Consider the following 26,141-nt stretch of genomic DNA (forward strand, 5'->3'; position numbering starts at 1 on the left):
GAAAGGGGTCCCCAATAATGAAATTTCGTGGAGTAGTCGCGCTGAGTGTGAGTCTGTGCGCCAGTATGTGGGTCACGGCGGTGGCAAGCCCGGTTTATGTGGAAAAAGTGGATATGCCCATGCAGGCCACCATGACGGAAGTGAAAAATGTGCTGCATGATGGTGGTTACAAGATTGTGCTCCATCTCAATATTCTGAAGTTGATTCAATTGCAGCAGAAGCACCTCAAAATACCCGACTTCAATGCCCGCAAGTTCACCGATGTGCAGGCTCTGGTGTTTTGTAATCCTTATGATTTCAGCAAGCTGCTCAATGCGGACTGGCCTGCTGCCGCAGGTTGTCCACTCACGCTGGATGTTTTTTCCAAAGGCGCGAACAGCTACATCGTTTACGGATTGCGTGCGGACTTTGCAAATACGCCAGCTTCCAAAAAAATCACCCAATCTTTTGATCATGCCGTGATCAAGGTGCTTCAGGAAATCCCGATGTCACGACAAATCAGCAAAATCCCGGACTTGTCCGGTAAATAATGGAATTGACTAACGGCTGCAAAAAGGAGATGTCAATGGAACACATGAAGAGAAGAAAATTTTTAGGAATATCGGTAGTTGGTGTGGCCGCAGTGGCCGGCTCTGGGATGCTGATGCCGGCCATTGCCCATGCGGCCAATGTCGCCGGTTGGCCAGCGGCGGCTTTTGATGCCAAGGCACTGGATGCGGCCATGAAGGACAGTATTGGTACGACTTCGGTCAAAGTCTCCCCGAAAGTCCATCTCACGGCGCCAACCATTGCCGAAAATGGTGCGGCAGTTCCGGTTACCGTCGCTGTGGATTATCCCATGACCGACGCCGATTACATCGAGTCCATCTATTTGTATGTGGATCATAATCCCACCCCTTTGGCCAGCGCATTTCACTTTAGCGCAGACAATGGTCAGGCGTACTTCCAGGCGCGGATAAAAATGGCCAAGACCGATATGGTCAGGGCTGTCGCCAAAACCAATAAAGGCGTATTGATGGCGTCCAAGCCCCAGGAAGTCAAAGTCACCATCGGTGGATGTGGTGGTTGAAGCAAAGTTTCCGGCAATAATGATTTGATGAAGGAGAATTCATTATGGCAGCAATGGGTAACCCGATGATCCGGATGGCTTCACATGCCAAAAAAGGGCAAATTGTGGAAGTACGATCATTGATCATGAATCCGATGACGACCGGACTCAGTAAAAACAAGGCAGGCAAGTTGATTCCAGCCCATTTTATTCAGACCGTCACGGTGACTTTCAACAATAAGCCATTATGCAGTGTGGACTGGAGTACTGCGATCAGTGCCAATCCTTATCTGGCTTTCAAAATGCGGGCGGTAGAAAGCGGCACCCTGGAAATGACCTGGAAGGACAATACCAATGGTGTTTGGTCCAGCAAGGCATCCATTACCGTGGCATAAGCGCAGTTTTCATAAAATACAGATGCGAGGTGAGTATGAATCTGACACGTAGAGATTTCATGGCCATGATGGGGATTGCCGGTGCAACCGGGTTCCTGTCACCGTCCGCTATGGCTTCTTCCTGGGGTTCAGGGAAAGACCCTTATGAAATAACTGATTATGGTAATGTCACATTGCTGCATATTACCGATACCCACGCCCAGTTATTACCCGTATGGTGGCGTGAACCGGGTACCAACATTGGTACCCGCGAACAGAAAGAATGGGGTGTGACCCCCCATCTGGTGGGCAATCACAAGCTGGAATATTACGGCATCAAGGCGGGTACGCCCGAGGGGTATGCGTTGTCTTGCATGGATTTCGACACGCTCGCCCATAAATACGGAAAAATCGGCGGCTATGCCCATATTGCCACATTGGTAAAGCGTTATCGTGAACAAGTGGGAAAAAAAGCGATTCTGCTGGATGGTGGGGATGCCTGGCAGGGTTCCGCCACCAGTTTGTGGACGAAAGCCGAAGACATGGTCGGTGCCCAGAATCTGCTCAAGGAAGACTATTTTGTCGGTCACTGGGAGTTTACCTATGGTGCGGATCGGGTCGAGTATCTGCTGAAGCACAAACTCAAGGCCAAATTTCTTTCCCAGAATGTGTTTACCATTCCCTGGGACGAGCCGGTTTTTGATCCCTATGATATTCGGGAAATCAGTGGCCGGAAGGTCGCCATCATTGGTCAGTCCTTTCCTTTTACACCCATCGCCAATCCCGCCTATTTTGTGCCGAAGTGGTCATTTGGCATTCATCCTGGACACATGCAAAAAATGGTGGATGAGTGTCGCGAGAAACACCATGCCGATATCGTCGTGGTGCTCTCCCATAATGGCGCCGATGTGGACAAGAAAATGGCCGCCCAGGTCAAGGGGGTTGATATTATTTTAGGTGGGCACACCCACGAAATCATGGGTCCACGTCCGGTCAAGATCAACAATACCCTGATTATCAATACCAGTACCAATGGCAAATTCCTGGCCCGTTTTGATCTGGATGTGGGCAAGGGAAAACTCAAGGGCTGGCGTTTCCATTATCTCCCGATCATTTCCAACATGATTCCCGAAGACAAAGAGATGGTGGATTACATCACCAAGGTTCGCGCGCCTTACGCCAAGAAACTGGCTGAGCCTTTGGCGGTGACCGAAAGCCTGCTTTATCGCCGGGATAATTTCAATGGCACCTTTGACCAGATTCTCTGCGACGCCTTGCGCGAAGAAATGGATTGCGAAGCAGCGTTCTCTCCAGGTTTCCGCTGGGGTTACTGCAAGCTCCCGGGAGAAACCATCACCATGGAAGATGTCATGGGACAGACGGCCATTACCTATCCCCAGGTGACGGTCACGGAATATACCGGCGCTGAGCTGAAAAATGTCATGGAGCAAGTGGCCGACAATTTGTTCAATCCGAATCCCTATTACATTCAGGGGGGAGACATGATTCGGGTGGGGAATATTCAGTACACCATGGATCCGGGCGAAAGCATCGACAAGCGCATCACCGATTTGCGCATCGGCGGGAAAATGGTACAAGCCAACAAACGCTACAAGGTGGCGGGTTGGGGAGCCATGCAGCGTGTGGAAGGCACTCCGGTTTGGGATATTTTTGCCCAATGGTTGCGTTCCAAAAAGACCGTGTCGGCCAATCCCCGGGATTTGCCAGTGCTCACCAAAAATATGGCGGGTAATCCCGGTATTGCCTTCCCCAAGGAATATGATCTTTAGGCAGAAGCTACCGCTCAATTGGGAGACAGAAAAGTGATGCGCACCCTGGCAGATCTCAGCATGTCAGAAAAAATCATGCACACCGGATTTATTTTTCTGGTGGGCTTGGGCCTTCTGGTGGCCGAGGCCTACACCTATACCGTGATTCAAGGGCTTGATGGTAAACCGGGCATCTCTATGCAGGATCTGGTCGTCCATTACTACGGCAATCGCAAGTCCAGCAAGTTGCAGGAAATGCTCCCGGCCATGATGCCCATGGCCCAAGTTCCCGTCAGTGAGCGACCCAAAATGGTGGACGCAGTAAATCACTGGATCGCCAATGGGGAAACCCGGAATGATTACGAACAGGAAGTAAAGCCGCTCATCAATGGTTCCTGTTTGAAATGTCATTCCTTGGGAATGCCCGATATAGGTACCTACCAATTGCTCAAGGCCCAGGCGCATGTGGATATGGGCATGCCTTACTCGGAAATGCTGATGAATGGCATGATCCATCTGACGACTCTGGGAGTCATCTTCTGGATTGCGGGCTGGATATTCAGTAAGGCGCGGTTCCCGCGTATTCCCAAATATCTGATGATTGGCGTGCCTTTCTTTGCTTTTTTCCTGGATTTTGCCGGCTGGTTTCTGACCAAACAGGATCCCAACTGGGTCTGGTTGGTGTTGATCGGGGGCATTTTGTCCTGTCCGTTGGTACTCATCGGCATGGCCATCAGTTTGTATCAAATCTGGTTATATCCCCGCCAGGAGGAAGCCCAGCCCTTGTGAGTCGCGCTTTATGATAGAAACCCATGCCAATGCCTATACGGAGCCTTTAAGTTTCCGAATCATCATTCGGGTGTTGGGCTCCATGCGTTTGGCGGTGCATTTGCTGCTCTTTGTCGCCATTGCTTCCATCATTGGTACGGTTTTGCCGCAGCAGGAAGTTTACACGGACTATCTGCATCAGTTCGGCCCATTCTGGTTCACCGTATTTGGCCAACTGGATTTGTACGATGTGTATCGTTGCGGATGGTACATGGGGATTGTCGCTTTTCTGATTGTCTCCACAACGGTGTGTGTATTGCGCAATGCGCCGCGGATGCTGCGGGAAATGCGCCACGTGCAGACCAGTCCATCGGATCGGTTTCTCCAGAACAGGCCCGAGCACTTCACTTCCCGCTCAGCCAAAGCACATACCGAGATCATCCAGTCCTCCGTCGCCGCATTGCGGGATTTTGGCTATCGGGCCCGGTTAATCAAAGCGCCTTCTGGGAATATCCAACTTTTTGCACAGAAAGGACGATTTTATCGCGTCGGCTACTTGTTGACCCATGTGGGCATCATCCTGTTTTGTGTCGGTGCCATCGATAATGCGAATTTGCCTCTGAAATGGGCGGAGTGGACGGGATCGGTGCATCCTGAAAAGAATTTTGATCTTCCCCTTTCCAGGATTCCCCCGTCCAGTTGGTTATCGTCCAGTAGTTCGGCATTTCGGGGGATAATCACCATTCCGGTAGGGCAAACCGTCAATGCCATGTTTGAACTGGTCGGCGATGGTTTCCTGGTACAGCGCTTGCCCTTCATATTGCGACTGGATGCCTTCAAGGTGACGCATTACTCCAATGGTCTGGCCAAGGATTTTGTCTCGACCGTTTCCCTGTATCATCCTGATGGGAAATGGTTCAAAACCGGCATCGTGCGGGTTAATCATCCCATGTCGGTAGCGGGTGTGCAGATTTATCAGTCCAGTTATTCGGATAGCGCCTCAAAATTACAGTTACATAATTATTTACTGTCCGATCCGGGCTTGTCTCCCGCGACCATTACTGCTGGCGTGGGTGAGCATCTGAAAACCTTTGCTTCGCAATATGCCATTTCCATTACCGATTTCAAAACCCAGAATGTCATTCCCCGTAAGGCCGTAGGCCTTTCTCCGGCACCCCATCATGGCATGATCAATATGGGGCCAACGGTCAGTTATCAGGTGGATAATGCCCGGGATCACAGCCGGGTAATCATTAAATCGTACATGAAGCCCTTTCCCCGACATGGCGAAGCCTATCGGCTGATCGGCTTTCGGGTATTGGGATCAACGACGTATCATTACCTGACCATTCCCCAGGGGCCAGAACATGGCATTCGCCTGTTCATGACCTATCTGGGTGATCTGGAACAGGCCGCGCGTAACGGAGATAACGCTTCAAAAGCGGTTTTTTTGCGTAATCTGGATAAGGCGCAAGCACAAACCCAGGTTTTTTTGCCGCCGCATGACCGCGATGCATTTCTCCAGGCCAGCCTGAAAGCCATGCAGGAGCTACGCATCTATCCCTTACCCTTCCTGACCGTTTTTCATCACTATGATTTGCACTGGTCAGCGGGTCTGGAAATCACCCGCTATCCCGGCATGAAAATCATCTATATCGCCTGTTTTGCGCTGGTTTTGGGGATATTCATTTTGTTTTATGTGCCACGTCGGCGTATCTGGATCCGGATTGAGGAGGATAAGGGAAAAAGCCGAATCACATTGTTTGCCGATAGCTCGCGGAATGAGGAGGACTTTCATCGGGATATGGAGCAACTGAATGAACGGTTGCAGGAAAAATTCTAAACGAAGCCGTTTTTAATGGGCTGTGAAAATTTCAACAGGAGGTCGTCATGAAAAAGTCTCAATGTCTAGCAGCCGCCGCCATCATCGCAGCCGTTGCCTTTGTCGGGGTGGATACGGTTGCCCTGGCCGCGCCGATGACTACGGCACAGAATATTGCTGCAGGAAAGTCCATTGCCTTCAACCGTACACAAGGGAACTGTCTGGCTTGTCACGTATTGCCAGGGGGAACCATGGCCGGCAATGTGGGACCCGATCTGTCGGTGTTACCGCTCAAAGCCATATTCAAGACCAAAGAAAAGCTGGTGGATTTTTTGTATGACCCGGAAAAGATGATTCCCCATATCAATATGCCCCCGTTTGGTAAAAACAAGGTGCTGACCCATCATCAGATGGAGTTGGTGGCGGATTATCTCTGGTCACTCAAGGGCTGACGTGCTTTTCCAGAAAAAGGAGTGCAAACATGAAAAAATTCATTATGGTTGCCGCCGCGCTGAGCCTGGTGGGAATAGCCGGTAGTGCCGAAGCCATTGACTGGTGGAATTTGGGCAACACCAAAGTGGGTCCTGAACAGACCCTCAAGGATTTTCACCAATATTTCAAGGAACAGTTTCCGAAAATGTCCCTGCAGCAATATGCCCTGGGCAGTTATGCCTTTAGCCCGGAAATGTATCAGCAATATCAGCAGGCCATCCAGTTTAATCCCGGTGACCTGACCCTCAGTCAGGGCAAGGCCGCCTGGGATCAAAAATTCCCGGATGGCAAAACCTATGCCTCCTGTTTTCCCCATGGTGGCAAGGGGGTAGCGGCTGGTTATCCTTATTTTGATAACAGGACGGGTCAGGTAGTCACCACCCAGATGCGCCTGAATAGCTGTCGGGTCGAAAATCATCTGCAACCGCTGAAATATGGCAGCGCCGCCATGATTGCCCTGGATACCTACTTTACTTCCCTGTCCAACGGAATGCCGGTGGATATCAAAGTGCAGGGGCCGGGTGCGGTCAAAGCCTTTGAAGAAGGCAAGGCCAATTACTTCATGAAACGCGGGCAACTCAACTTCAGTTGCGCGACCTGCCATGTGGCCTATGCCGGTAAGTATCTGCGCGCTCAGATTATCTCGCCTTTACTGGGACAAAGCGCCCATTTCCCGACCTATCGTGCGGCCTGGGGCGCGGTCAATACCTTCGAGAAACGCTTCCAGGGCTGTGACAAAAAAGTGGGCGCGATTCCGCAAAAACTGGAAAGCGTCAATTATCGTAATCTGGCATATTTTATGTCCTACATCAGTAATGGCATCAAAATCAATGTGCCGGGTTATCGCCCCTGATCACGGGTTCATCATGGGAGTATCCATATGTCTATCGAAAGCTCTGAAATACGCCATCGGCTGACCTTTGGCGGGATGCGTGCCAAAGGTCGTCTGGCCGCCCAGCTCTGGGCCGTTTTTCTGACCATCGGCGCCTTTCTGGTCTGGTATTTGTTTCGGGCCGATTTCTGGATGTGGCAGTTTATCGTGCTGGGCCTGTGGTACGCAGGCCTGATGTGCTTTGGCATCCTTTGGCCCGCCTTCCGGATGTTGTTTCTGGTGGTGATTGGCATCGCTGCCATTGGCGTGGGCCTTTACCAGTCGGGATACACCGCGGCCAACAGCGCCGCGTTATATTACGTCTTCCAGAGTACCTCCCTGTTTTACTGGATGAGTGGGGCGATCCTGATCAGTGCCATCGGGTATTATCGCTATGTGTTCAGTGGTCATCAGTCTGCAGGAGACTGGGGGCATCGCTTTGCCTGGGTCACGGTGGCCCTGGGTTTCGCCGGCCTGGCCATCCGCTGGCAACAGACCTACATTGGGCACCCCTCCTGGGGGCATATTCCGGTCACGAATATGTACGATGCCATGGTGCTGCTGTGTACGACCACGGCACTTTTCTATTTGTATTACGAAGGTCAGGGTAAAAATCGGGGGCTGGGCGCTTTTGCCATGCCGATGATTCTGGTCGCGGATATCTTTCTGGTCTGGGTCGGGGTGGCTTACCACCAAAACCAGATCCAGCCGGTGATTCCTGCCTTGCAGAGTTTCTGGATAAAGCTGCATGTTCCCTGCGAGTTCATTGCCTATGCCAATTTTTATCTGGCCGCCATGGTCGGTGTGGCCTACCTGCTCAGGGAAAGGGCCGAACGCACGGGCGGAGCACTGGCCAACCGGCTTCCTGACCTGAACAGGCTGGAGCGCATCATGGGTTCCATGGTGATGTTCGGCTTTCTGTTTTTTACGGCCGCTACCATTCTGGGTGCGGTATGGGCCGCCAAGGCCTGGGGCGGTTTCTGGTCCTGGGATCCCAAGGAAACCTGGGCACTCATTGTCTGGCTCAATTATGCCGCCTACTTGCATATGCGCAGCAACCGGTCTTTCGGACAACCGCACAAGGGACACAAGCTTGCCTGGTGGGCCGCCATCAGTCTGGTTACGGTCACTTTTTGTTTCATTGGTGTCGATTTGTTTCTGGGTGGACTTCATTCCTACGCCAAGCTATAAGGTTGAAAGAGGCTCATAAAGACCTTGTCTCCTGTGATGGGGTCTTTATATTCACCATGAAATTTGATTCGCCATTGAAAATTCCTAAAAATATAAAGAGTAACTATATTATAATAATAAAATATGCTTTTTATTTTCCATTCATATATTCTCGGTCTTATCAAAAATTTCTTCGTTGCTATCAGTGGAATCGTAAGCTATAAAATAGATAACAGTATCCCATGTGGATTGATAAAGGTTCATCATGGATATGATGCTGAGTAATAGCGCTGATAATTAAAGAGGTGTCGATATGAATTCACAAGCATCAACCAATCAAGCCCGCCTGACCCTGTTTTCCTGGCCGTTACTCGCCGCTCGGGGGGGGGCTGCCTTGCTATTCGTGATTGCTTCACTGCTTGCTTTCGGTGCAACCATGACCTTGCTGGTATGGTTTTTTGCCATTTACGTGTTTTTTGATGGGGGTTATTCCGCCATCCGCCTTGCCCAGAAGGGCAGTGGAGCCTGTCCCAGGGTCTTGATTGCCCTCAAGGCGGTCATTGGTATTGCTGCCGGCATTGCTGTCATCGTTCTTTTCCAGGGCGCTCATTTGTTGCCGACGCTGTTGACCGTTTTTGCCTGGGTGGCCATCGTCGGGGTGATTGAAGGTATTTGGGTACTGCGGAATGTCCGCAACAAAGAAGCGGTGATGATTATTGGTTCCACAGCTTATCTGGCGTTGGCGGTTGCTCTCCAGTTCATTTTTGCCCTGGCACCCGATGCCGGTCCTTCGGTCTATAACTGGATCATCATCGGATTTTCAGCAGCCTTCGCTGCGGCCATGTTCGGCATGGCCTGGGCCATGCGGCGTAATCTGCTGAAAATGGGTGGGGGTAATACTGCTGCTGCTCAGGCCCATTCCGCCTGAACGCCGGAAAGTGCAGACAGATTCCTGTCATCATCTTTCACTCAGTAACCATCAGTAACCCTCTCTACCCAGAGCCGCACTCCTTGTGTGGCTCTCCTTGTCTCCATAATAAAAAACGATAGGGAAAAGCCTATGGTATTGAGCAAAGCCACTGAGCAAGCGCTGCGCGGCCTGATTTATATTGCCGCACAGCGGCGGGGAGAACCGGTACTCAGCCGTGAGATTGCGGATTATTTGGGGGTTCCCGTCCAATGTATCACCAAGATCATGCGAAACCTGGCCAAACGCGGATTTTTGGAGTCCGTCAAAGGCCGGGGCGGGGGCTTCGTGCTCCTGCCCGCTGCGGAAACCCTGAATATCATTGACGTCGTGGAGGCGGTAGAGGGACATTCTTTGTCTCCACACTGCGTATTGGGCTTAAAGGTCTGTGCCGATGAAACGGCTTGTCCCCTGCACCGGCAATGGTCGGATTTGCGCCGTCAGGAGATCGACTGGCTGCGCACCCAAACCATCTGTGAAATGGCCAAAATGTGTTTTTCCAGCATGCAGGTGGCGTGAATTGAAAAGCCAAAGTCGCAACAAGCATTCTCTGCAACGGCTCTTTTATGATGGACTTTGGCGAAGGTGTTCAGGCATCGCGGCGCACCCGTATGGTCTGAAAATGACGATAGATGACCTGACCCGGTCCGCCGCCAGGCTTGCGTTGCACATGACGAATTTCGGTCCAGTCCACTTCCGCACTCAAGGCCCGGGACTGACTATATTGCAAGGCGAGGCGTGCCGCCGCCGCGATGACGAGATCCGGGACCTGAATCTGGGCATTGCCGCGGCGTAACAACACATGACTGCCCCCCAGGTCCTGCACATGAAACCAGAGATCCCAGGGCTTGGCATGGCGAAAGGTGAGGCGATCGTTTTCACGGGCATTGTTTCCCCAGAGGATGTTGAACCCCGCTACGATCGTCTGGTGAAAAGTATCTGTGGTCGCTCGCGAATGGTGGTCCCGGGTTTTATGGGGCATCAAGGCCTGGATATCCTGCCGAGCCGCCTGTATGCGGGGCAGGGCGTCTAGTCCCTTAGCCGATAATGCCTCCAGCAGCCGTTCGCTGTCCTCCAGGCGCTGCCGGATTTTTTGAATGGCCCGCTGACTTTTCAGGGCCTTTTGCATGTATTGCTGGGCCTGTTGGTGCAGGGTTTTGCCAGGAGTCACCGCAATTTCCAGCACGGGGCCATTTTTATGGGTATGGTCGGTCGCCTGAATGAGGGATTTTCGGCAGACGCCATCGGGCAGGGCAAAAAGGGCAAAGGCCAGAGTCCGGTAATGTTCGGGGGCTTCCCATCGCTGCAGATCCTGACGCATCTTGTGGAGGCGTTGTTCCAGACGTTTTTTTTCAGCCGACAGGACTTGCTCAGTCGGAGATGGGGCCTCGGGACGGTTGGAGGACGGGAGCTGAAGGGCCTTTTCTGGAGCAATGGCCTCCATGGGCGGCGCACCCGGCAAGCGTAGCGGATAAACCAGTGGCTGAGGGGTGCTGGCCTGCCACCAGGAAGCCGTGGCGCTGCGGGCGGCCCATTGCTCCTGCACAAAAGCCTGCGCTGACGGGGTAGAGGGCCGGTAGCGTGGCGCAATGCATTGTAACCAGATGGCTGGATCAGCTGCGGATTCGGCAAAAAGACGAACGGGTTCTGGCGGTTGGTACCTGATTCCCGGCAGAAATCGCGGCGCAGCGGCGCCGTCCAGTCTGTCCCAGCGCATGGCCCAGCGGATTTTTCCTTCGGCATCCAGCAGGGCGAGATTGCCCCGGCCACCGAAACACTCGGCAATCAGACTCCAGTGATCGACTCTTTTGCTGATATGCACCCGGCTGAAATCCATGCGCACGATCCGGTCCGCCCAAGGCACGCTAATCTCTGTTATTCCAAAGCCCTGGAGGCGCTGCTGGAGGAGCTTGCTGCCCGCAGCTTGTTCCTGGAACGCCGTACTCTCTGCAGTCAGCCAAAGTCCCAAGGGCGCGCGCTGGACCATGCAGGCCAGGATCTGCTTGCCGCCCTGCAGATACAGGCCACCCGCTGCTATCGCAATTTTTTGGACATTTTGTCCGGTCAGCCGCTGCTGAAAAAACTGTGCGGCGGCGGCCAGTTGAAGCGTGTCCATGGGCGGCGCTTCAGTGACTGGTCATGGGATCGCTCACGGCTCCCGAGCGATGCAGCAAGTCCATCAGGCTATCCAGAGCCACTGCCGCTGCTTGTTGGGTTTGATTCACGATGCAATCCGGATGTTCGGGTTCCTCATAGGGATCATCCACACCCGTAAAGCCCTTGATTTCTCCCCGCAGGGCCTTGGCATATAGGCCTTTGGGATCGCGTTCGGCGCAGACGGCGAGGGGGGTCGCCACATGGACTTCCAGAAAAAGGCCACCCGCTTCTTCCACCAGGCGGCGGGCTTCGGCCCGTGCTTGCCGGTAGGGAGAAATGGCGGCGACCACGGCAATGCCGCCATGTCGGGCCACCAGACTTGCCACAAAGCCGATGCGGCGGATGTTCTCGTCCCGATCTTCCCGGCTGAAGTTCAAGCCTTTGGACAGGAAACGACGGATGATGTCGCCGTCCAGCAGGGTCACGGCGCGCTCGTCTTCGGCTTCCAGCTGGCGCACCAGCATCCCGGCCAGAGTGCTTTTGCCACTGGCAGACAGCCCTGTAAACCAGATGACCAGGCCGCGTCGATCGGCGCCACGATAGGCCTGTCGCAGAATCCGGATGACTTCCGGCGGGGAAAACCATTCCGGGATCTCTTCACGATTGGCCAGCCGGCGGCGCAGTTCGGTACCGGAAATGCCCGCCAGAGCTTCGCCATTGGCCTCACTGACGGGCACATATCGCTGGCGGACCGGGGAGTAGGCATATTCCGGCAGAAAAATTCCGGCAATACCCATTTCCTGTTCGTGTTTGGCAAACAATTCCTGGGCGGCGAAGGCGGGATAAAACAATCCTCCGCTGCTGGCACCAGGATCGGCATGGCCGCGTCCGACAATAAAATGGGTCGCACCAAAGTTGCGGCGAATCAGGGCATGCCAGAGTGCCTCGCGGGGACCGGCCATGCGCATGGCCAGGGGCAGGGGAGATAGTAGCGCCTGACCCTGGGGATAATGATCCAGTACGGAGCGATATACCCGCATCCGGTAAGCCGCCTCGATATCTCCGGGTTTGGTCGGACCAATAGCCGGGTGCAGCAGCAATCTGGCATCGGCACCGGCCTGCTCCAGGCCGGCCTGGGTGACCGCAATATGGGCATGGTGCAGTGGGTTGCGGGTTTGGAAAGCCACTACCGGATGCTGTCCAGACCACTGTTCGCGCAGTTGTGCGGGGGTGCGATATTCCGGAGGAAATTCGACGGCTGCGGCGCGGCTGAGAGCAAGGGTGTCCCAGGCGGTGATCTTGCCCCCCACATACCAGGATCCTCGGGCCAGCAGTTCCGCGACCCCAGGGTGGGCACTATCGGTGCTGCCATAAATCGCTTCCGCTTCCTGCATTTTGTCGGGCTGGTACACGTCGGCAACCGTCAGGGCCGCCAGGGGCGTTCCATCGCTGCGCTCCAGACGCAGGCAGTCTCCTGCACGCAAGGATTTGCCCAGCGCGTCACTGACATCCAGGACAATGGGGATGGGCCAGAGGCTGCCATCGGTCAGGCGCATGGACTGCAGCACCGACTGCCAGTCGGCCCGCTGCAAAAAACCGGTCAGGGGCGCGAAAGCCCCCGTCAACAGGAGCTCCAGATCACAACGCTGGCGTTGCGTCAAAACATGGACAGCAGCTTCTTTCATGAGGAATACTTCAAGCGTTGATGGGGAAAATGGGCAGATGCGCCAGGGCGATGACCTCAGACCACTGAGCGGGATCACCCTCGGTGCAAATGGCGGCCACGGCGGCGACTTCGGCCTCGGCCTCGGCCATCAGGATACGCATGGCGCTCAGGGTGGAACCGGTACTGATCACATCATCCACCAGCACCACTTTTTTGCCTTGGATGGCGGTGCGATCCTTGGCATCGAGATAAAGGGTCTGGGCCTTGCCGGTGGTGATGGACAGGGTCTCCGTAGACAGCGCCTCGCCCATGTAGGATTTGTAATTTTTGCGCAATACCACATAAGGGCGGGCACTATGTACGGAAAGGGCATAGGCCAGTGGAATGCTCTTGGCCTCTGCGGTGACGATGACATCAAAAGCGATATCCACCATGCGCTGCTGGAGGGCAGCGGCGGCGGCTTCGGTGAGTTCGGTATCGCCGAGAATATTGAGGACGGCAATAGCCAGATCCGGCTGTACCTTGAACAGGGGAAGATCCCGCTGCACCCCATTGATATGCAGGGGATGGCTACGGGATGGCAAATCTGTGGGGTTCATGAAGGCTCCTTTTACCGCATTTTGCCACAGGGAGATGTCCGCTGCACTAATGCCGGTGGCATCAACTCAGGGGAAATGAATAGGTCACCAGGATCTCGTTTTCTCCCGGATTGCGCCCATAGAGATCCCCATTGGATAAATGCCCTATTTTTAGTCCCAATCGCCCGCCGTTATCCATCTGATAGGCCAGTCCCAACTCCAGCCGGAAGAGAAACGTACTGCCCATATGTTTACTGTTACCTCGACTGTAGCCGCTGACGGCCGCTACCGGCGTGAGTATCCAGTGTGGTGTCAACGCGAGGTCGGCATAAAAGCCCCCATAACCATCGACACCGCCATCGCTGTTAGCCAGCAGACCCAATACATAACCGATACCATAAAACCGGAATCCGGACTGGTACTCCGCATCGAACTCGGCCGGAGTATGATTGTAGCCGTCATCATCGACCGCACCAATCATATTGAAAACGCCAACACCCACGCTCAGATATGGCGCCCCGCTGGGCATCAGGGTAACGGCCCACGCCGAAGGAGCCGCTGAAAGCAGGATGACCAATCCGAGAATCCATAGCCACCGCGGAGCCGTAAAAACCTGTGATGCATGCGCTTTCCCTTTGCGATAAGCGTGTTGTGCGCCCATGTCATATGTCGTTTTTTTCTGGATTCAATCTGCCAGCCGGTAGCCATCGGCGTCCTTGCCCCGGATGCTCCGCCAGATGACCTGCGGCGTGCGGCGATTGGCCACGACGATAAATACCTTGCGCATATGCCCCTCTGGGCACTGAATCGCCTTGACGGCATGCCAGGAATGATCCGTCTGAGCGAAGAGGAAACTGCGGTTGCCCAGCACCTGCGAGGTGCCCACCTCACGTAAATCCGCATAGCTTGGAGACGAATGACGAGGCCATTTGCCGCCATCATCCAGCACCAGAGTTTGCCCGCCCCAAGCCTCATCCCAATCCTCCGGGGTGTTGAAATAGAAGATATGAGAACCGAGCTTGCGCCGGGCGTCGGTGTGGGGTGAGACGGAAGCGCCCGGCGGGGCGTAATGCCAATGCATGGTGAGGATGACGGGTGACCGGGGAGGCAAACCCAGCATCTCCCGCCAGAAGGATTTATATTCCTCACTCTGCAATTCATGGATGAATTGCTTCCAACTCGGTGCCAGTACTTTTTCCAGCGCCGGGCGATATTGAAGCGCAAGGCGATCATGGCTTTGTTGTCCATGCGCTCTTTTGTAGCCCATTTGGGATTCAAAAAGGGCGGGATCCGGGAGATCCTTGCACAGTTGCTCAAACTTTTCCGGATGAAGAAAATCGGAGATACAGATCCATGGGTAAGGTTGAGTATGCTGAAAATTTTGGGCTTGGGTGCACAGTCTGCTCATGACAGATGTGTCTATGGTTTCCATTCAAGGTCCTCCTGCGTGATTTCATTGTAATTCGGTATGCTGGCGCAGCCGCTGAGCCAAAGATGGGCTACCCTCCCGTCGGCATCGGGGTGGTGAAATCCACCGTGACATCGTCACGGGACGCGGCAGAGGCAGAAAATGTTCCTTGGGGCACATCGGGAAGTGGGTCATGGAGTTGCGGTATGCTGGTCGTGGGATCCACATTGCCTCCTTGTTTAAGGTATATCAATAATTCTTGATATAATAGGTAGTCACAAAAACACGACAAGTCAAGAACTGTCCGCAGATCCCTCTGATGGAAGGGTGGCTGAGGATAGGTTTTATCGAACCAGCACGTTTGCGCGAGGCGGTTGCGGTGTTCAGCGGCGAAAGCGTCCCGCTTCTTGAGTGGTGTTTCGAGATGTACACGCCTTTTTCATTGAACAAGGTGACTTGTCACAGCGCTTATTCTTGACTCTTCGGTGGTTATTCCCTGGATAGGCTCATGCCTCGACAATGCTTCCCTGAACATCGCTCTCAGATAGGACCTGATTGTATTGTCGGACAGGTCGCCAACCTCAAACACCCGCATGGCAAGCCATGAATCCGCCTTGTAAGCATTTCCAAGGCAAAGACAAAGGGCATCAAAAAGCTGGCCATTCATCGTGACCACTACCGTTTTATTATTGGCGAGATGCACTTCCTTGATGATTTGTTTGTGTTTTTCTGTGTTGTATGTGGGAGCGGGTAGTGTATACATGATTGTCCTCGCAAGGCAAAGGGGGGTTATTGACCATAGTTCATGAGGGGGACGCATCCCGCGACTTTCTCGCTGATATCATGATGCTGCAGGAAAGTGCTTTCATGTGATGAGGAAAGGGAAGACAAATATTTTTGTATGAGCTTGATTGGCTGCATAGCAGACTGGCCTCGCTGTGTTTTTCGATGAAAACATAATACGATCTTTAGATATTAAAAAATCGTCCAGCCAAAACCTAACGATAGTTATCGATAGGGGTATCCATTATGCCGAAATGGCGAATTCAAGCCTCTTGAATCAGCTCCAGAAACTTCTCCAGCATTTTAGAGCATCGGTCAGGCTGGGGGACAGCCATGAAATTCAGGCGGACCATCTGGTGATTTTCCAGAGTAGCGGTAGAAATCTGCCAGTCTGAACGTTGTTCCACCATTCTCCGGCTCATGAAGCCAATGCCGACGCCCGCATTAATCATGGCGCCTACCGATTCAATGTCCGCTACTTCGATAAGATGCTTGGAGACGATATCACACCGGGCAAATTCCTTTTCTATGGTGCCCCGTATCGCAGAGCCCGGTTCGCGCCAAATAATAGGGTAACTTTGGAGTTCTTCAAAGGAAACTGCCTTGCGTCCGGCAAGGGGGTGATGCAAGGGGGTGGCAATGACAATTTCATTGTCCTGCCAGAGGGTGCTTTCAAAATAATCGGGCAGTTCCGGGAGATCGCCGTCTCCTTCGTAGAAAAATACATCCACATCTCCTGCTGCCACGTCTTTCCAATAACATTCACCACTTTTAATGTAGAGATCGATGCCAGGGTACTGTTGTCTGAATCGAGTTAAATAGGGAGGTAAAAAATAGTTGGCGATGAGGCTGGTGGAAACAATATTGAGCTCTCCTTCCATCAAGCGTTGCCGGCGGGCGATGACGCTGTCAATATCCCGCATGACTCGGCGCAAGCGTTCAATGTCGGGAATGAGTATGGCCCCTGCCCGTGTAAGTTTTACCCCATTGATTTCACGGGAATACAAAGGTTCTCCGACATATTCGGTCAGTTTTCTCAGTCGTTCCGAAATGGCCGATTGTCCTCGGTGTAAATACTCGGCTGCGGCACTAATGCTGCCATGCTCGGCGACCGCCAGCAGGGATAAAAGTTGTTCGTCATCTGCCATCATCGATTTCTCCGAGCGCCTGCCCCTTACCCCCGCACCCCAACGCACGGCATGCGCCGTACCGTGCGCTTACGCGCCCCATGCCGTACCCCGTCTATCATTGCTGCCGCTGGCTAGCCGCCGTACAGCACAGTTTGCCAGCAAAATACACTTCCACTCGGCGCTCTCCTTGCCCCTGCGGGGCCGGAGCTTTCGCTGTATTTGGCTCAAGGCAGCCATGTTCGGCTCCGGCCATTGTCGAGGGCCATGCAGGAAACGGATGATCTGGACCTTCCTCCTTGAATACCAAGGTTTTTCACGCTAAAACGCCTTTTCCAGAAATTCGATCCCGCGGCGGCACAGTTCCTTGCCGTAATCGGTCCACAGTCCCTCGCCCCAGTAACGAAAACAGCTCGTTTCGCTGACCAGCAGGAAGAACAAGGCCCGACGGTAGCGGGGATCGCTGCTGGGGATGCCGGGGCGCAGCACCTGCTCATAAAAGAGGCTGCTCAGACGCTCCATGGGCCCAAGCAGGTCGCCATAGCCATGCACCCAGGAAATATTATTCGTCCAGCTCCCGCCGTCCATGGAAAACCGCTGATCCTCCCGGTGCAATTCGGCAATGACGGCGGCGAGGCGTTCCGGCCCGTCGCCGGGATGAAAGCGCTCCCAGAGGCGCTGCTGGTGGATGGGCTGGATGGCCGGGAACACTTCCTTCGTGAGCCCCTCGCTCGTCAGGTAGGCCAGATACTCGCTGACGTTGACCAGCGGAGTGGCGGAACCCGAAGCCGCTGCCACCACTTGCCGATACTTGGGCGGGAACTCGTTCATCATGACCCCGCCATTCTCGCCGTCGGCGATCTGGGTCACCAAGGGGGGCACCCGCCGTCCGCCCAGGTCCATGCGGGAGAGGCCCTGCGCCTCGTACCAGGGCTGCATCTGGCCCACCAGCTTGGTGTCGGAGCCCTGGGTCTTGATGACGGCGGTGATGCCGATGCTCTCCCCCTGGGAGTTGGTGCACACCAGCCGCTGGGGCAGATGCGGCTGCCGCAGGGGCTGGCCATTGCCTTGCTGCTCCACCGTATGCTCCTGCACCAGGACCCATTCATACCCACAGTCCAGCAGGGTCTTGACGAAGGCATAGGCGACATCGGGATGGTTGGGCAGGGCCATTTCCGGCGGCGAAAAGCCGCGCACCCGGGCCAGGGCCGCGTCACCGAAGAGGGCGGCGAAGTGTTCCTGCCAGGCCAGGACGTGGAGCCGGAAGTCCTGCACCGGCGTCGAGGGCGCCACGGCATGGCCCCAGGCCGTGCCCAGCCATTCCACCGCACCCTGATAGCGCGCGTCGGTGGCCAATGTCCGCAAGGACTGCAGGACATGATGTGCGCCCATCTGCTGCAATCCGTAGAGCAGCGTGCCCGAATAGTCCAGCATTACCCGCGGCTGCTGGCCGGCAGCCAGCAGCTCCGGCACGAACTCCGCCATGCGCTCGTAACACCACTGGAAGACCGCTGCGTTGTGATTGTCGCCGATCTCCGGGTGCTCCAGCATATATTGCAGGTTGCCGATGATGGCGGCGCTGCGCAGATCGTCCCCACCGGCCGGGATCAACGGTTGATGCATGTGCAGGGCGATGGCCGCGGCGCTCCGGATCTGAGGAAAATCGATGCCGCTTCGGGTCAGGTCCTGGGCAGGGCGCCCCCGCAGCACCTGCGCTATCCGCTCCTCATGGCCGCAGAAATCGGGCAAATCATCCAGCAGTCCGCTTGACATCGTCGTCATTCCCTTTCATCACTCACGAATGAAATCATAAATCCCCACATAATACTCTCCCGGCTTGTTCCAGGAGTAGTCGCAAGCCATGCCGTTGGCGGCCAGCTCCTGAAAACTGTCGGGCTCTTCATGCCAGAGGGCGATGGCCCGCCCCATGGCCGATTCCAGGGCCGGATAGTCGTCCTGGTAAAAAACATAGCCGTTGCGCTCCGGGAAGGGCTTATCGCTGTAATCCCGGTCGAATACCGTATCCAGCAAACCGCCCACGCCGCGCACGATGGGGACGGTGCCGTAACGCAAGGCGATCATTTGGGCCAAGCCGCAGGGCTCATAAATACTGGGCACGATGAGCATATCCGCGCCGGCATAAATCCGATGGGCCAGTTCCTCGTTGAAACCGATCTCCAGATGGCAATCCGGGCTCTCGTTGAGATGATTCTTGAGGTGCCAGAAATAATCGTTGATGCCCGATTCCGGACTGGAGCCCAGCAAGACGAACTGGGCGTTGTTCCACAGCGCGTAAAAAAGGCCGTGGCGGATGAGGTGCACGCCCTTTTGCCAGTCCAGGCGGCCCACATAGGCAATCAGCGGCTTGCGGTCATCGCGCAGCCAGAGGCGCTCGCGCAGGGCGCGTTTGTCCCCCTCCTTGCCGGACCGGTCTTGGTGGTCGTAATGGTACGGAATCAGGGGATCGGTCTGCGGATTCCAGAAATCGTAGTCCAGCCCGTTCAAGACTCCGGAAAACTTGTTCTGATGGCGGTAGAGGACATGGCCCAGGCCGTAGCCCTGGTCCGTATGCCGAGCCTCCCAGGCATGCTGCGGCGATACGGTGGTGACGAAATTGGCATAGACGATGCCCGCCTTCATGAAATTGATGGCCGTGGGGTTGTGGTCATCCTGCAGGCGGTCGGGGTGGAAATAATGCCAGGGACGGCCGAGGCCGGTGGCCCAGAGGATATTTTCTCCGGCGATGCCCTGATGCTTGAAGTTGTGGATGGTGTAACAAACGCGCGGATGCTCCATCCCATGGTATTTGTAGATCTCGAAGAGCATGGCGGGGAGCAGGCCCGTCTGCCAGTCATGACAATGAATCACTTCTGGCCGCTTGCCGGTTTTCAGCATGAATTCCAGCGCGGCCTTGCTGAAAAAAGCGAAGCGCATGTGGTCATCGAGATAGCCGTAATACGTGCCGCGCTCGAAAAAATGATCGGCGGAATGGGGTTCGATAAAAAAACATTTCAGGCCGTGCACAAAACCGAACCAGACCGTGCAATGAATGGCCCCGCCATACCACGGCACCCAGAGATCCCCATAGCTCACCTGCAGATCCTGGATCTGATCGTACCGCATGTTGGCGTATTTGGGCAGGATGATCTCCACCGCGTGGCCGCGGATCTCCAATTCCCGGCTCAGGCCATAGACCACGTCCGCCAGTCCGCCCACCTTGGCTGCCGGAGCGCATTCCGTAGCCACCTGAATCACATACATGACATCTCCCTTGAGGATTACCGCAAAGTGGCTGTTTCTCATGCCCCGACCAGCAATGGCTCCGGCGCCGGCGGCAAGGTCTGACTTCCAAGAAATACGGCGGGCCCTTACCGAGGCATCGGGACAGTCCGGCCCCATGCCACGACCGAAAGAGGGCGGACTCCTCGATCGAGAAATCCGACAGCAACGCCCGGAAGGATGGCAATGGAGACATTCCCGTTGTTTGAAGCATAGCACAGGATCCACTCCGCGTTGTCCGGCAAGGGGCGCTTCGCGGGTGCAGCATGTGGAGGGAAGTTTAACTTACTGTTTTTATTGGTCGGGGCGAGAGGATTCGAACCTCCGACATCCTGCTCCAAAAGCAGATTGCTATTGATTTTATTAGGTTTAAGGCTGTTTCACGTTTATGGTTGATTCTATAAAAACAGTCAGTTAGTGTTGCAAGCCTTTCAATTTGTGCCACCATAGCCAGAACCAAGTGTAACCGCAAGTGTAACCGCTAAATCTGGGGGTTGAGATGGCAGAGAAATTGCCTACCGACAAGGCAGTGAAGAACGCCAGGGTTCAGGGCAACGGCAGGGATTCCGTGCTACGGGACGGCGGCGGGCTGGAAATGCGCGTCTACCGTGCAGGCGGGAAAATCTGGCAGTTGCGCTACCAGCACGCGGGCAAGCGCCGGATTATGCGGATCGGTGAATATCGGGGGGTGTCCCTGAAGGATGCCCGGAGAGCCGCTGATGATGCACACAAGCTACTGGACCGGGGCATTGACCCGCAGGTTCATGCCGAGGATGAGAGTGCGGCACAGCAGGAAGCCGAACGGATCGCCAGAATGAACAGGCCGCCCGCAAGACCTTTGCTGATGTATTCATGCAGTGGCACGAGGCCAAGCTGTCACAACGCAAGGATGGGGCCGATCTGCTCCGAGCTATGCAGAAGGACGTGCCTCCCGTCATCGGTGATGTGGAGATAGGTGCCGTAACCCGCGCCGCTTTGCTGGCCTGTCTGGACCCGGTAGCAGCCAGAGCGCCTAGGATGGCAAACCGACTGCTCACGACCCTCAAGACGTTCTACGCATGGGCACAGTTGCGCGAGATCGTCACCGTGGACCCTTTGGGGCCAGTGAAGGCCGCTGATGTGGGAGGCAAACTGCCGAGCCTTGACCGGATTCTGGAGGACAGGGAAATTGTCGCCCTGTTACGCAAGCTGCCCGATAGCGGACTTTCCCCTGTTGTGCAGGCCGCTTTGCTGATTGTGTTATCCACCGGATGCCGCCTGGGGGAAATCTGTAAAGCACAATGGACGCATGTGCAGGATGGTATCTGGGTTATCCCGCCCGGCAACGCCAAGAACAGGAAAGAGCACAGGATCGCATTGTCACCCTTCGCAGGCGCACAGTTCGACGTGCTGGCGTCTGTCCGGGAAAGCGGCTGGTGCTTACCCTCACCGCGCAAGATCGGCAGTCCACAAACGCGGCTGAGTATCAGTGCCGCCATATACGACCGTCAGACCCAAGGCCCGCAACGTCAGGGAAGAACGGCGGCAACGTCTGCCCTACTGCTGGATGGGGGGGAGTGGACCGTCCATGATCTACGCCGGAGTTGCGCCAGTGGAATGCAGCGCCTTGGCGTCATGCCTGCTGTCATTGATGCCGTGCTGAATCACAAGGAAAGCAAAGGCGTCACTCAGATTTATCAGCGGTACGATTACAGCAGGGAAGCTGCCGAAGCCTGGGCGAAGTGGAGCAGGCACCTGGCAGGACTATTGGCAACGGCACAGGGGAAGAACGTGGTCCCGATCAATGCTTGATGGCTTCCCACTGATACGGCAATGACGTATATTCAGCACAACATGCTTACCCTGATCGAGACACCGTTATTCAGCAGCTTGTGGCCTGACTACTGGACCGAGGAGGAGCGCGGGCAGTTCTGCTCATGGCTGGCGTCCAAACCTGATGCAGGGGATGTAATTCCGCATACTGGCGGTTGTCGTAAGGTGCGCTGGAGCCGGGCAGGGATGGGGAAGCGTGGGGGTGTCAGGGTGGTCTATTACCTGCAACGGGAAGATGGCGAGATATGGCTATTGCTGATCTACGCCAAGAATGTGCAGGCGAATATCCCCGCGCATGTGCTGCAACAATTACGGAAGGAGATTGAAAATGCCGATGACTGAGCAGGAATTATTGAAACGCGATGCCCAGCGCGATTTAGGGGCCGAGCTTCTGGAGTCCGTCCGGCAGATGAAGGCCGGGAAGCGGGCTGCTGTTCACCGCCTGGCCGTACCCCAGATTGTGCAGGCCCGGATGGATTCCGGGTTGTCACAAGCACAGTTTGCCGCACTCATGGGCGTATCTGTACGGACCTTGCAGGAATGGGAACAGGGACGCCGGAATCCTTCTGGCGCTGCTAATACCCTGCTGAGGATTGCCGCAAGACACCCGGAAGTGATCCGGGAAATGCAGGGGATGTGATGCCCAATCCACCGCACCCCGGCGATATTTCGCCTGATAGTATGGCTATGACGCCGGAATATTTGGCGGGACTGTTCGAGTCCTGGAAGTGGACCGGGCATGAGCGTCCGCTATTCAATACGGGAGGCCAGCACCCGGCGCTTGATCGGGCCTTGTCGTGTATTCCACCCGTCCAGTGGTCAGCATTGGCCCTTACCCTGTACGGGGATCGCCGGGGGAACCCTGGAGCAACGTCAGATGGATCAGAAGGCCGCTGGTGAGGCTGCCCGGAAGAAATTGCAGGAAGCCACAGAACTGCTACGGCAAGCAGGCTGCCAGAAGATCGGTGATCTTGCTCTTGATCTGGCCGCCTGTGCTGCCCATGCCGGGGAGGGCGAAGTTCTGGCACAGCCCTATAACCTGCCACTTGATAGGGTCCAGACACCCGAAGCATGGCGGCAAATGCGGTTGTATCCGGCGGTATTCCCGGCTTGCGATGTAAACTCATTGATGGCGGCCCGGCCCGCTGGCAGAGCAAGACATGATCCAGAGTCCGCAATAGTAGGGTCGGCTGTCCGAAGGCTTCTGCCATTTTTTCGGGATCATGACGAAAGGGACAGTATCATTGCCGATTTGCTGGCGGAGGTCGATATCGACACCACACGCCAGAACGTCCGTCGGATCGTTACCGGATATTCCATTAAAATCAGGCCCAGATTGTTGCATACCTCCTGAAGGATTTACAGCGTTGCACAACTTGCAGGACGCAGCAAAGACGCTGAAATCAATCCCGGCATTGCCGGAAGACGCACTGGAAGGCGCGGAGATCCTCATAAATCGTATTCGCTCCGAGCTTTCACGGCTGGGAGGCTATTGCGATGAGTGAATATGCCTATCGTCAAAATTCTGCCGCGTTTGGAGAAGGTAAAGCGCGCTGGCCCCGACAAGTGGCTGGCGAAGTGTCCGGCGCATGATGACAAGAGACCGTCACTATCTATTCGTGAGGCGGAAGATCATAAAGTGCTTCTGAAGTGCTAGTCGGGGTGCGACGCTGCTGAAATTGTCAACGCGCTGGGACTTTCCATGGCTGATCTGTTCCCAGGGGATAGGCGCAGCCTCACCGAGCACAGCGTCGGATCCATGCGGCGCCCATTCGACTACCGCGATGCGCTGACCGGCGTATCCACAGACGCCATTGGGGTGCGGTTCATTGCGGGGGCTTTGCAACGTGGAGAGACATTGGATGACTCGGCTATCGAGCGTCCTTCCCAAGCCGAACAGCGTATCAGCGACGCTCTTCAGGCGGCAGGAGGTGCAAAATGTTGAGCGCCGACGATATTGATAGTGCAGTAAACAGTGACCCAGCCGATGCCCTGGAGGAACTGTGGTAATCGCCAAGTCCGGCGACCCAGCAGCTTTCTGGAGGGCCTTAAAACCCAAACTGCCAGATGTTCAGGAAGTGGCTATCGGTGATCTGGCAGAGTATGCAGCATGGCGCTCTGAGGTTAAGGACGCCTGCCCGAAAATCAAAATAGGCACCCTGGATGCAATGGCCGTACCCAAGGGCGAAGGTGGTGGCAGTGATAGCCAGGCAACACAGCTTGCCGATCTTGCGTCTGAGGTTTGCGAGCTTTGGCATGACGGCGATAACGAAGCCTACGCCAGCTTGACCCGCGATAAGCACAACGAACATCCGAAATGGAATGAGAAATGCTGGCAAGCTGACCAACAACGGAAGCAACTAAGTAAGTCGGCAAATTTGCCTACCGATTCAGTCTCCCAACCCGAAGCCGCAGCCCTGCTGAACGTCACCGTTAGCTTGGCGGCGGGGCAGTGGCAGCGGGAAAAACCTGCCTACCGTGTGCTAAGTGTAACCGCTAAACTGATATGGGCGTTTTATGGAATAGTGCAGGAAGTTTAACTTACTGTTTTTATTGGTCGGGGCGAGAGGATTCGAACCTCCGACATCCTGCTCCCAAAGCACTGTGCTATGGGCTCGTAACAATATGAATTGGAATAAGATATCAGGTGTTCACTGTTTCTACAAATCGCCAAGACGTGGACGGTAACCCATTGTATTGTAAAGAGGGCATAAAGGCGTTGTAGAAGCAGCATCTTACCTCTTTTGGGGGCATCGCAAAATTCCGGCACCGGGCCTCGCCCGTCCCATCAGATAGCCAAATCGGTTCAGGCGGGCGCGTTGCCTCTCTCCGTGCCCGGTCGCCTGGGACTGCAATGCCGGTGTTCCGGCATCCAGGCGGACGCTGGCTCCCGATTCCCCCAGACAGGCGGCATCTATCTATTTGATCTGGTCCGCCAAGTCCGTTTCGACAATCTCCAGCAGTGATCGCTCGCCGCACAAGAAGATCGAGACGGTTGAGCGGGCCGGATGAATCTGACACCCAAGGCCAAGGCCATCAAGCCGGTCCTTGGTGGCATGCCGCCGGCGGGCTATGGGGGTGGTCCCCCAAGTTCCCACCTTCAGTTTCAGGTAAACAGCCAGGTCGAACAGGCTCATTCCTCGCACATGCTCTCGCCAGTGCTCAGGTGAGAACGGCTTCCAAAGGTCAACCGATCGGTTCACCGTCTGCATGGGAGTGGGGCCGTATGCCGGATCTCCGGATTGGTAAGGGGCTGGATCAATCTTGATGATCAGGTTTGCTCCGGCCCAGGCCAGGGCATCCTGGCCGAGCCTGCTCCATGACAGCACCAGGAGTTTGGCCTTTGTATATGGCAATGGGCTGTGCTCTGGGAGCAAGTCGGCCAGCAAGGAAAGCTCGTTACGCAGATCTTGCGGGATGGCGTTGAAAGCTGGCTCACTCCGCATCTTCAATGTCTTCCTCTGAGTCTTCTTGCTGCAAATGGTCAACAGGGCAACGATACCCGTTTATGGCCCAGGCCGCAGCGATGAGCAGGTCTGGCGCCTCGCCCTCAATAAAAGCTGCTCCACAAAGCAACTCGTCTGGGGCATCGATTTCCTCATAGTTCATTCATCTCCTCCTCCGCCCACTGAGTCAAGTTTCCTGTCCGGTATAGATCGGACGCGGGTGAGCCCTTCATTTATCTCCAAATCCCTTGATCTATACCCGTCATGCGACGAATCTCAAATCTTGCTTTTAACCAGGAGTTCCCTGAAGCCTCCGGGTTGTCTGGCATCCCCGCGGATAACAAGGTTCGGATTGCTCGGGATACGGGCAACCCCTATGACCGGGATGCGGTGGGGATATGGCTTGGAGGATACCCGAAAACGCCCATCGGTTGGCTTTATCGCAAAGACGATAACCGGGATGCCGTGCTGCAAAAGCTCGACGCTGGTGGAGAAATTACAGGGCATATCGAGCAGCGCATCCGCAGGAAAGGTGAGAAGCCACGAAAAGTTGTGGTATTTTGGCTATGAGGGGTCGTTGCTCCAAAATCTGATAACGTGGAACCCAGAGGGAAGGAGGATGCCTGACGACGGCATTGGCTTGAAGAATGATGTCACATCCATG

General features: G+C 55.1%; 31 protein-coding genes and 1 pseudogene. 20 read left to right on the top strand and 12 right to left on the bottom strand.

What is annotated here, in order from left to right; translation table 11 throughout:
• Positions 1-17 precede the first annotated feature (17 nt).
• The 11 genes from ACJU26_RS03450 (at position 18) to ACJU26_RS03500 (ending at position 9,800) form a co-directional block, all read left to right on the top strand.
• A complete protein-coding gene (locus ACJU26_RS03450; RefSeq protein ID WP_414041153.1) occupies positions 18-530 on the top strand; it encodes a DUF302 domain-containing protein in 513 nt (170 codons plus the stop codon).
• Positions 531-574: 44 nt separating this feature from the next.
• The gene (soxY, locus tag ACJU26_RS03455) at positions 575-1,069 is read left to right on the top strand and encodes a thiosulfate oxidation carrier protein SoxY (RefSeq protein ID WP_414041920.1); all 495 of its coding nucleotides are present in this window, start codon (positions 575-577) and stop codon (positions 1,067-1,069) included.
• A 44-nt stretch (positions 1,070-1,113) separates the two neighbouring features.
• Complete coding sequence (gene soxZ, locus ACJU26_RS03460) at positions 1,114-1,443, top strand: thiosulfate oxidation carrier complex protein SoxZ (protein ID WP_414041154.1); 330 nt, start codon at positions 1,114-1,116, stop codon at positions 1,441-1,443.
• A 35-nt stretch (positions 1,444-1,478) separates the two neighbouring features.
• Complete coding sequence (gene soxB, locus ACJU26_RS03465) at positions 1,479-3,212, top strand: thiosulfohydrolase SoxB (protein WP_414041155.1); 1,734 nt, start codon at positions 1,479-1,481, stop codon at positions 3,210-3,212.
• 36 nt (positions 3,213-3,248) lie between these two features.
• Entirely contained in the window at positions 3,249-3,980 is a 732-nt protein-coding gene (locus ACJU26_RS03470) for a hypothetical protein (protein ID WP_414041921.1), read from the top strand.
• Between the two features lie 10 nt (positions 3,981-3,990).
• Positions 3,991-5,802, top strand: a complete 1,812-nt coding sequence (locus tag ACJU26_RS03475; RefSeq protein WP_414041156.1) for a cytochrome c biogenesis protein ResB — start codon at positions 3,991-3,993, stop codon at positions 5,800-5,802.
• Between the two features lie 47 nt (positions 5,803-5,849).
• On the top strand, positions 5,850-6,233 hold the full coding sequence (gene soxX, locus ACJU26_RS03480) for a sulfur oxidation c-type cytochrome SoxX (RefSeq protein ID WP_414041157.1): 384 nt from the start codon (positions 5,850-5,852) through the stop codon (positions 6,231-6,233).
• Positions 6,234-6,262: 29 nt separating this feature from the next.
• Positions 6,263-7,126 carry a sulfur oxidation c-type cytochrome SoxA gene (soxA, locus tag ACJU26_RS03485; RefSeq protein WP_414041158.1) on the top strand — a complete coding sequence of 288 codons (864 nt, stop codon included), beginning with the start codon at positions 6,263-6,265 and terminating at the stop codon, positions 7,124-7,126.
• 27 nt (positions 7,127-7,153) lie between these two features.
• On the top strand, positions 7,154-8,335 hold the full coding sequence (gene ccsB, locus ACJU26_RS03490) for a c-type cytochrome biogenesis protein CcsB (RefSeq protein ID WP_414041159.1): 1,182 nt from the start codon (positions 7,154-7,156) through the stop codon (positions 8,333-8,335).
• A 292-nt stretch (positions 8,336-8,627) separates the two neighbouring features.
• Entirely contained in the window at positions 8,628-9,242 is a 615-nt protein-coding gene (locus tag ACJU26_RS03495) for a hypothetical protein (RefSeq protein ID WP_414041160.1), read from the top strand.
• A 132-nt stretch (positions 9,243-9,374) separates the two neighbouring features.
• Positions 9,375-9,800 carry an RrF2 family transcriptional regulator gene (locus ACJU26_RS03500; RefSeq protein ID WP_414041161.1) on the top strand — a complete coding sequence of 142 codons (426 nt, stop codon included), beginning with the start codon at positions 9,375-9,377 and terminating at the stop codon, positions 9,798-9,800.
• Positions 9,801-9,870: 70 nt separating this feature from the next.
• On the opposite strand, the gene ACJU26_RS03505 is transcribed toward ACJU26_RS03500, so the two are convergent.
• The 10 genes from ACJU26_RS03505 to glgA all read right to left on the bottom strand — a co-directional run bounded on the left by ACJU26_RS03505 (position 9,871) and on the right by glgA (position 20,201).
• Positions 9,871-11,397: an NFACT RNA binding domain-containing protein gene (locus ACJU26_RS03505; protein WP_414041162.1), complete on the bottom strand. Its 1,527-nt coding sequence runs from the start codon at positions 11,395-11,397 to the stop codon at positions 9,871-9,873.
• Positions 11,398-11,407: 10 nt separating this feature from the next.
• Positions 11,408-13,063: a sulfate adenylyltransferase gene (gene sat / locus ACJU26_RS03510; protein WP_414041163.1), complete on the bottom strand. Its 1,656-nt coding sequence runs from the start codon at positions 13,061-13,063 to the stop codon at positions 11,408-11,410.
• A gap of 10 nt (positions 13,064-13,073) precedes the next feature.
• Positions 13,074-13,643 (bottom strand): phosphoribosyltransferase family protein, encoded by a 570-nt coding sequence (locus ACJU26_RS03515; RefSeq protein ID WP_414041164.1) that lies wholly within the window; start codon positions 13,641-13,643, stop codon positions 13,074-13,076.
• Between the two features lie 61 nt (positions 13,644-13,704).
• Complete coding sequence (locus ACJU26_RS03520) at positions 13,705-14,283, bottom strand: acyloxyacyl hydrolase (RefSeq protein ID WP_414041165.1); 579 nt, start codon at positions 14,281-14,283, stop codon at positions 13,705-13,707.
• Between the two features lie 24 nt (positions 14,284-14,307).
• The gene (locus ACJU26_RS03525) at positions 14,308-15,054 is read right to left on the bottom strand and encodes a 2OG-Fe(II) oxygenase (RefSeq protein WP_414041166.1); all 747 of its coding nucleotides are present in this window, start codon (positions 15,052-15,054) and stop codon (positions 14,308-14,310) included.
• Between the two features lie 67 nt (positions 15,055-15,121).
• Complete coding sequence (locus tag ACJU26_RS03530; protein ID WP_414041167.1) at positions 15,122-15,256, bottom strand: hypothetical protein; 135 nt, start codon at positions 15,254-15,256, stop codon at positions 15,122-15,124.
• Positions 15,257-15,469: 213 nt separating this feature from the next.
• Positions 15,470-15,793: a hypothetical protein gene (locus ACJU26_RS03535; protein ID WP_414041168.1), complete on the bottom strand. Its 324-nt coding sequence runs from the start codon at positions 15,791-15,793 to the stop codon at positions 15,470-15,472.
• Between the two features lie 283 nt (positions 15,794-16,076).
• Positions 16,077-16,964 (bottom strand): LysR family transcriptional regulator, encoded by an 888-nt coding sequence (locus ACJU26_RS03540; protein ID WP_414041169.1) that lies wholly within the window; start codon positions 16,962-16,964, stop codon positions 16,077-16,079.
• Positions 16,965-17,261: 297 nt separating this feature from the next.
• Complete coding sequence (locus ACJU26_RS03545; RefSeq protein ID WP_414041170.1) at positions 17,262-18,722, bottom strand: glycosyl hydrolase family 57; 1,461 nt, start codon at positions 18,720-18,722, stop codon at positions 17,262-17,264.
• 9 nt (positions 18,723-18,731) lie between these two features.
• On the bottom strand, positions 18,732-20,201 hold the full coding sequence (gene glgA / locus ACJU26_RS03550; protein ID WP_414041171.1) for a glycogen synthase GlgA: 1,470 nt from the start codon (positions 20,199-20,201) through the stop codon (positions 18,732-18,734).
• A gap of 517 nt (positions 20,202-20,718) precedes the next feature.
• On the opposite strand from glgA, the gene ACJU26_RS03555 reads away from it, so the two are divergent.
• From ACJU26_RS03555 to ACJU26_RS03590, 8 genes and pseudogenes are all read left to right on the top strand, one after another.
• Positions 20,719-21,174, top strand: a complete 456-nt coding sequence (locus ACJU26_RS03555) for an Arm DNA-binding domain-containing protein (protein ID WP_414041172.1) — start codon at positions 20,719-20,721, stop codon at positions 21,172-21,174.
• Positions 21,069-21,317: pseudogene (locus ACJU26_RS03560) on the top strand (phage integrase central domain-containing protein); the annotation flags it as partial. The gene ACJU26_RS03555 and the pseudogene ACJU26_RS03560, both read left to right, overlap by 106 nt.
• 21 nt (positions 21,318-21,338) lie before the next feature.
• Complete coding sequence (locus ACJU26_RS03565; RefSeq protein WP_414041922.1) at positions 21,339-22,010, top strand: site-specific integrase; 672 nt, start codon at positions 21,339-21,341, stop codon at positions 22,008-22,010.
• A gap of 21 nt (positions 22,011-22,031) precedes the next feature.
• Positions 22,032-22,373 (top strand): transcriptional regulator, encoded by a 342-nt coding sequence (locus tag ACJU26_RS03570; protein WP_414041173.1) that lies wholly within the window; start codon positions 22,032-22,034, stop codon positions 22,371-22,373.
• The gene (locus ACJU26_RS03575; RefSeq protein WP_414041174.1) at positions 22,360-22,671 is read left to right on the top strand and encodes a helix-turn-helix domain-containing protein; all 312 of its coding nucleotides are present in this window, start codon (positions 22,360-22,362) and stop codon (positions 22,669-22,671) included. Before ACJU26_RS03570 ends, ACJU26_RS03575 begins: the two co-directional genes overlap by 14 nt.
• Positions 22,672-22,770: 99 nt before the next feature.
• Positions 22,771-23,385: a hypothetical protein gene (locus tag ACJU26_RS03580; RefSeq protein ID WP_414041175.1), complete on the top strand. Its 615-nt coding sequence runs from the start codon at positions 22,771-22,773 to the stop codon at positions 23,383-23,385.
• Between the two features lie 348 nt (positions 23,386-23,733).
• On the top strand, positions 23,734-23,976 hold the full coding sequence (locus ACJU26_RS03585) for a hypothetical protein (RefSeq protein WP_414041176.1): 243 nt from the start codon (positions 23,734-23,736) through the stop codon (positions 23,974-23,976).
• 58 nt (positions 23,977-24,034) lie between these two features.
• Positions 24,035-24,571, top strand: coding sequence for a hypothetical protein (locus ACJU26_RS03590; protein WP_414041177.1), 537 nt, complete (start codon positions 24,035-24,037; stop codon positions 24,569-24,571).
• A 378-nt stretch (positions 24,572-24,949) separates the two neighbouring features.
• Here ACJU26_RS03590 and ACJU26_RS03595 read toward each other — a convergent pair whose 3' ends face one another.
• The gene (locus ACJU26_RS03595; protein ID WP_414041923.1) at positions 24,950-25,477 is read right to left on the bottom strand and encodes a hypothetical protein; all 528 of its coding nucleotides are present in this window, start codon (positions 25,475-25,477) and stop codon (positions 24,950-24,952) included.
• Positions 25,467-25,640, bottom strand: coding sequence for a hypothetical protein (locus tag ACJU26_RS03600; RefSeq protein WP_414041178.1), 174 nt, complete (start codon positions 25,638-25,640; stop codon positions 25,467-25,469). Before ACJU26_RS03600 ends, ACJU26_RS03595 begins: the two co-directional genes overlap by 11 nt.
• Positions 25,641-25,795: 155 nt before the next feature.
• On the opposite strand from ACJU26_RS03600, the gene ACJU26_RS03605 reads away from it, so the two are divergent.
• The gene (locus tag ACJU26_RS03605) at positions 25,796-26,047 is read left to right on the top strand and encodes a hypothetical protein (RefSeq protein ID WP_414041179.1); all 252 of its coding nucleotides are present in this window, start codon (positions 25,796-25,798) and stop codon (positions 26,045-26,047) included.
• Positions 26,048-26,141 lie beyond the last annotated feature (94 nt).

This window comes from Acidithiobacillus sp. M4-SHS-6, from assembly GCF_047421495.1.
In the GTDB taxonomy this organism is placed as follows: Bacteria; Pseudomonadota; Gammaproteobacteria; order Acidithiobacillales; family Acidithiobacillaceae; genus Acidithiobacillus.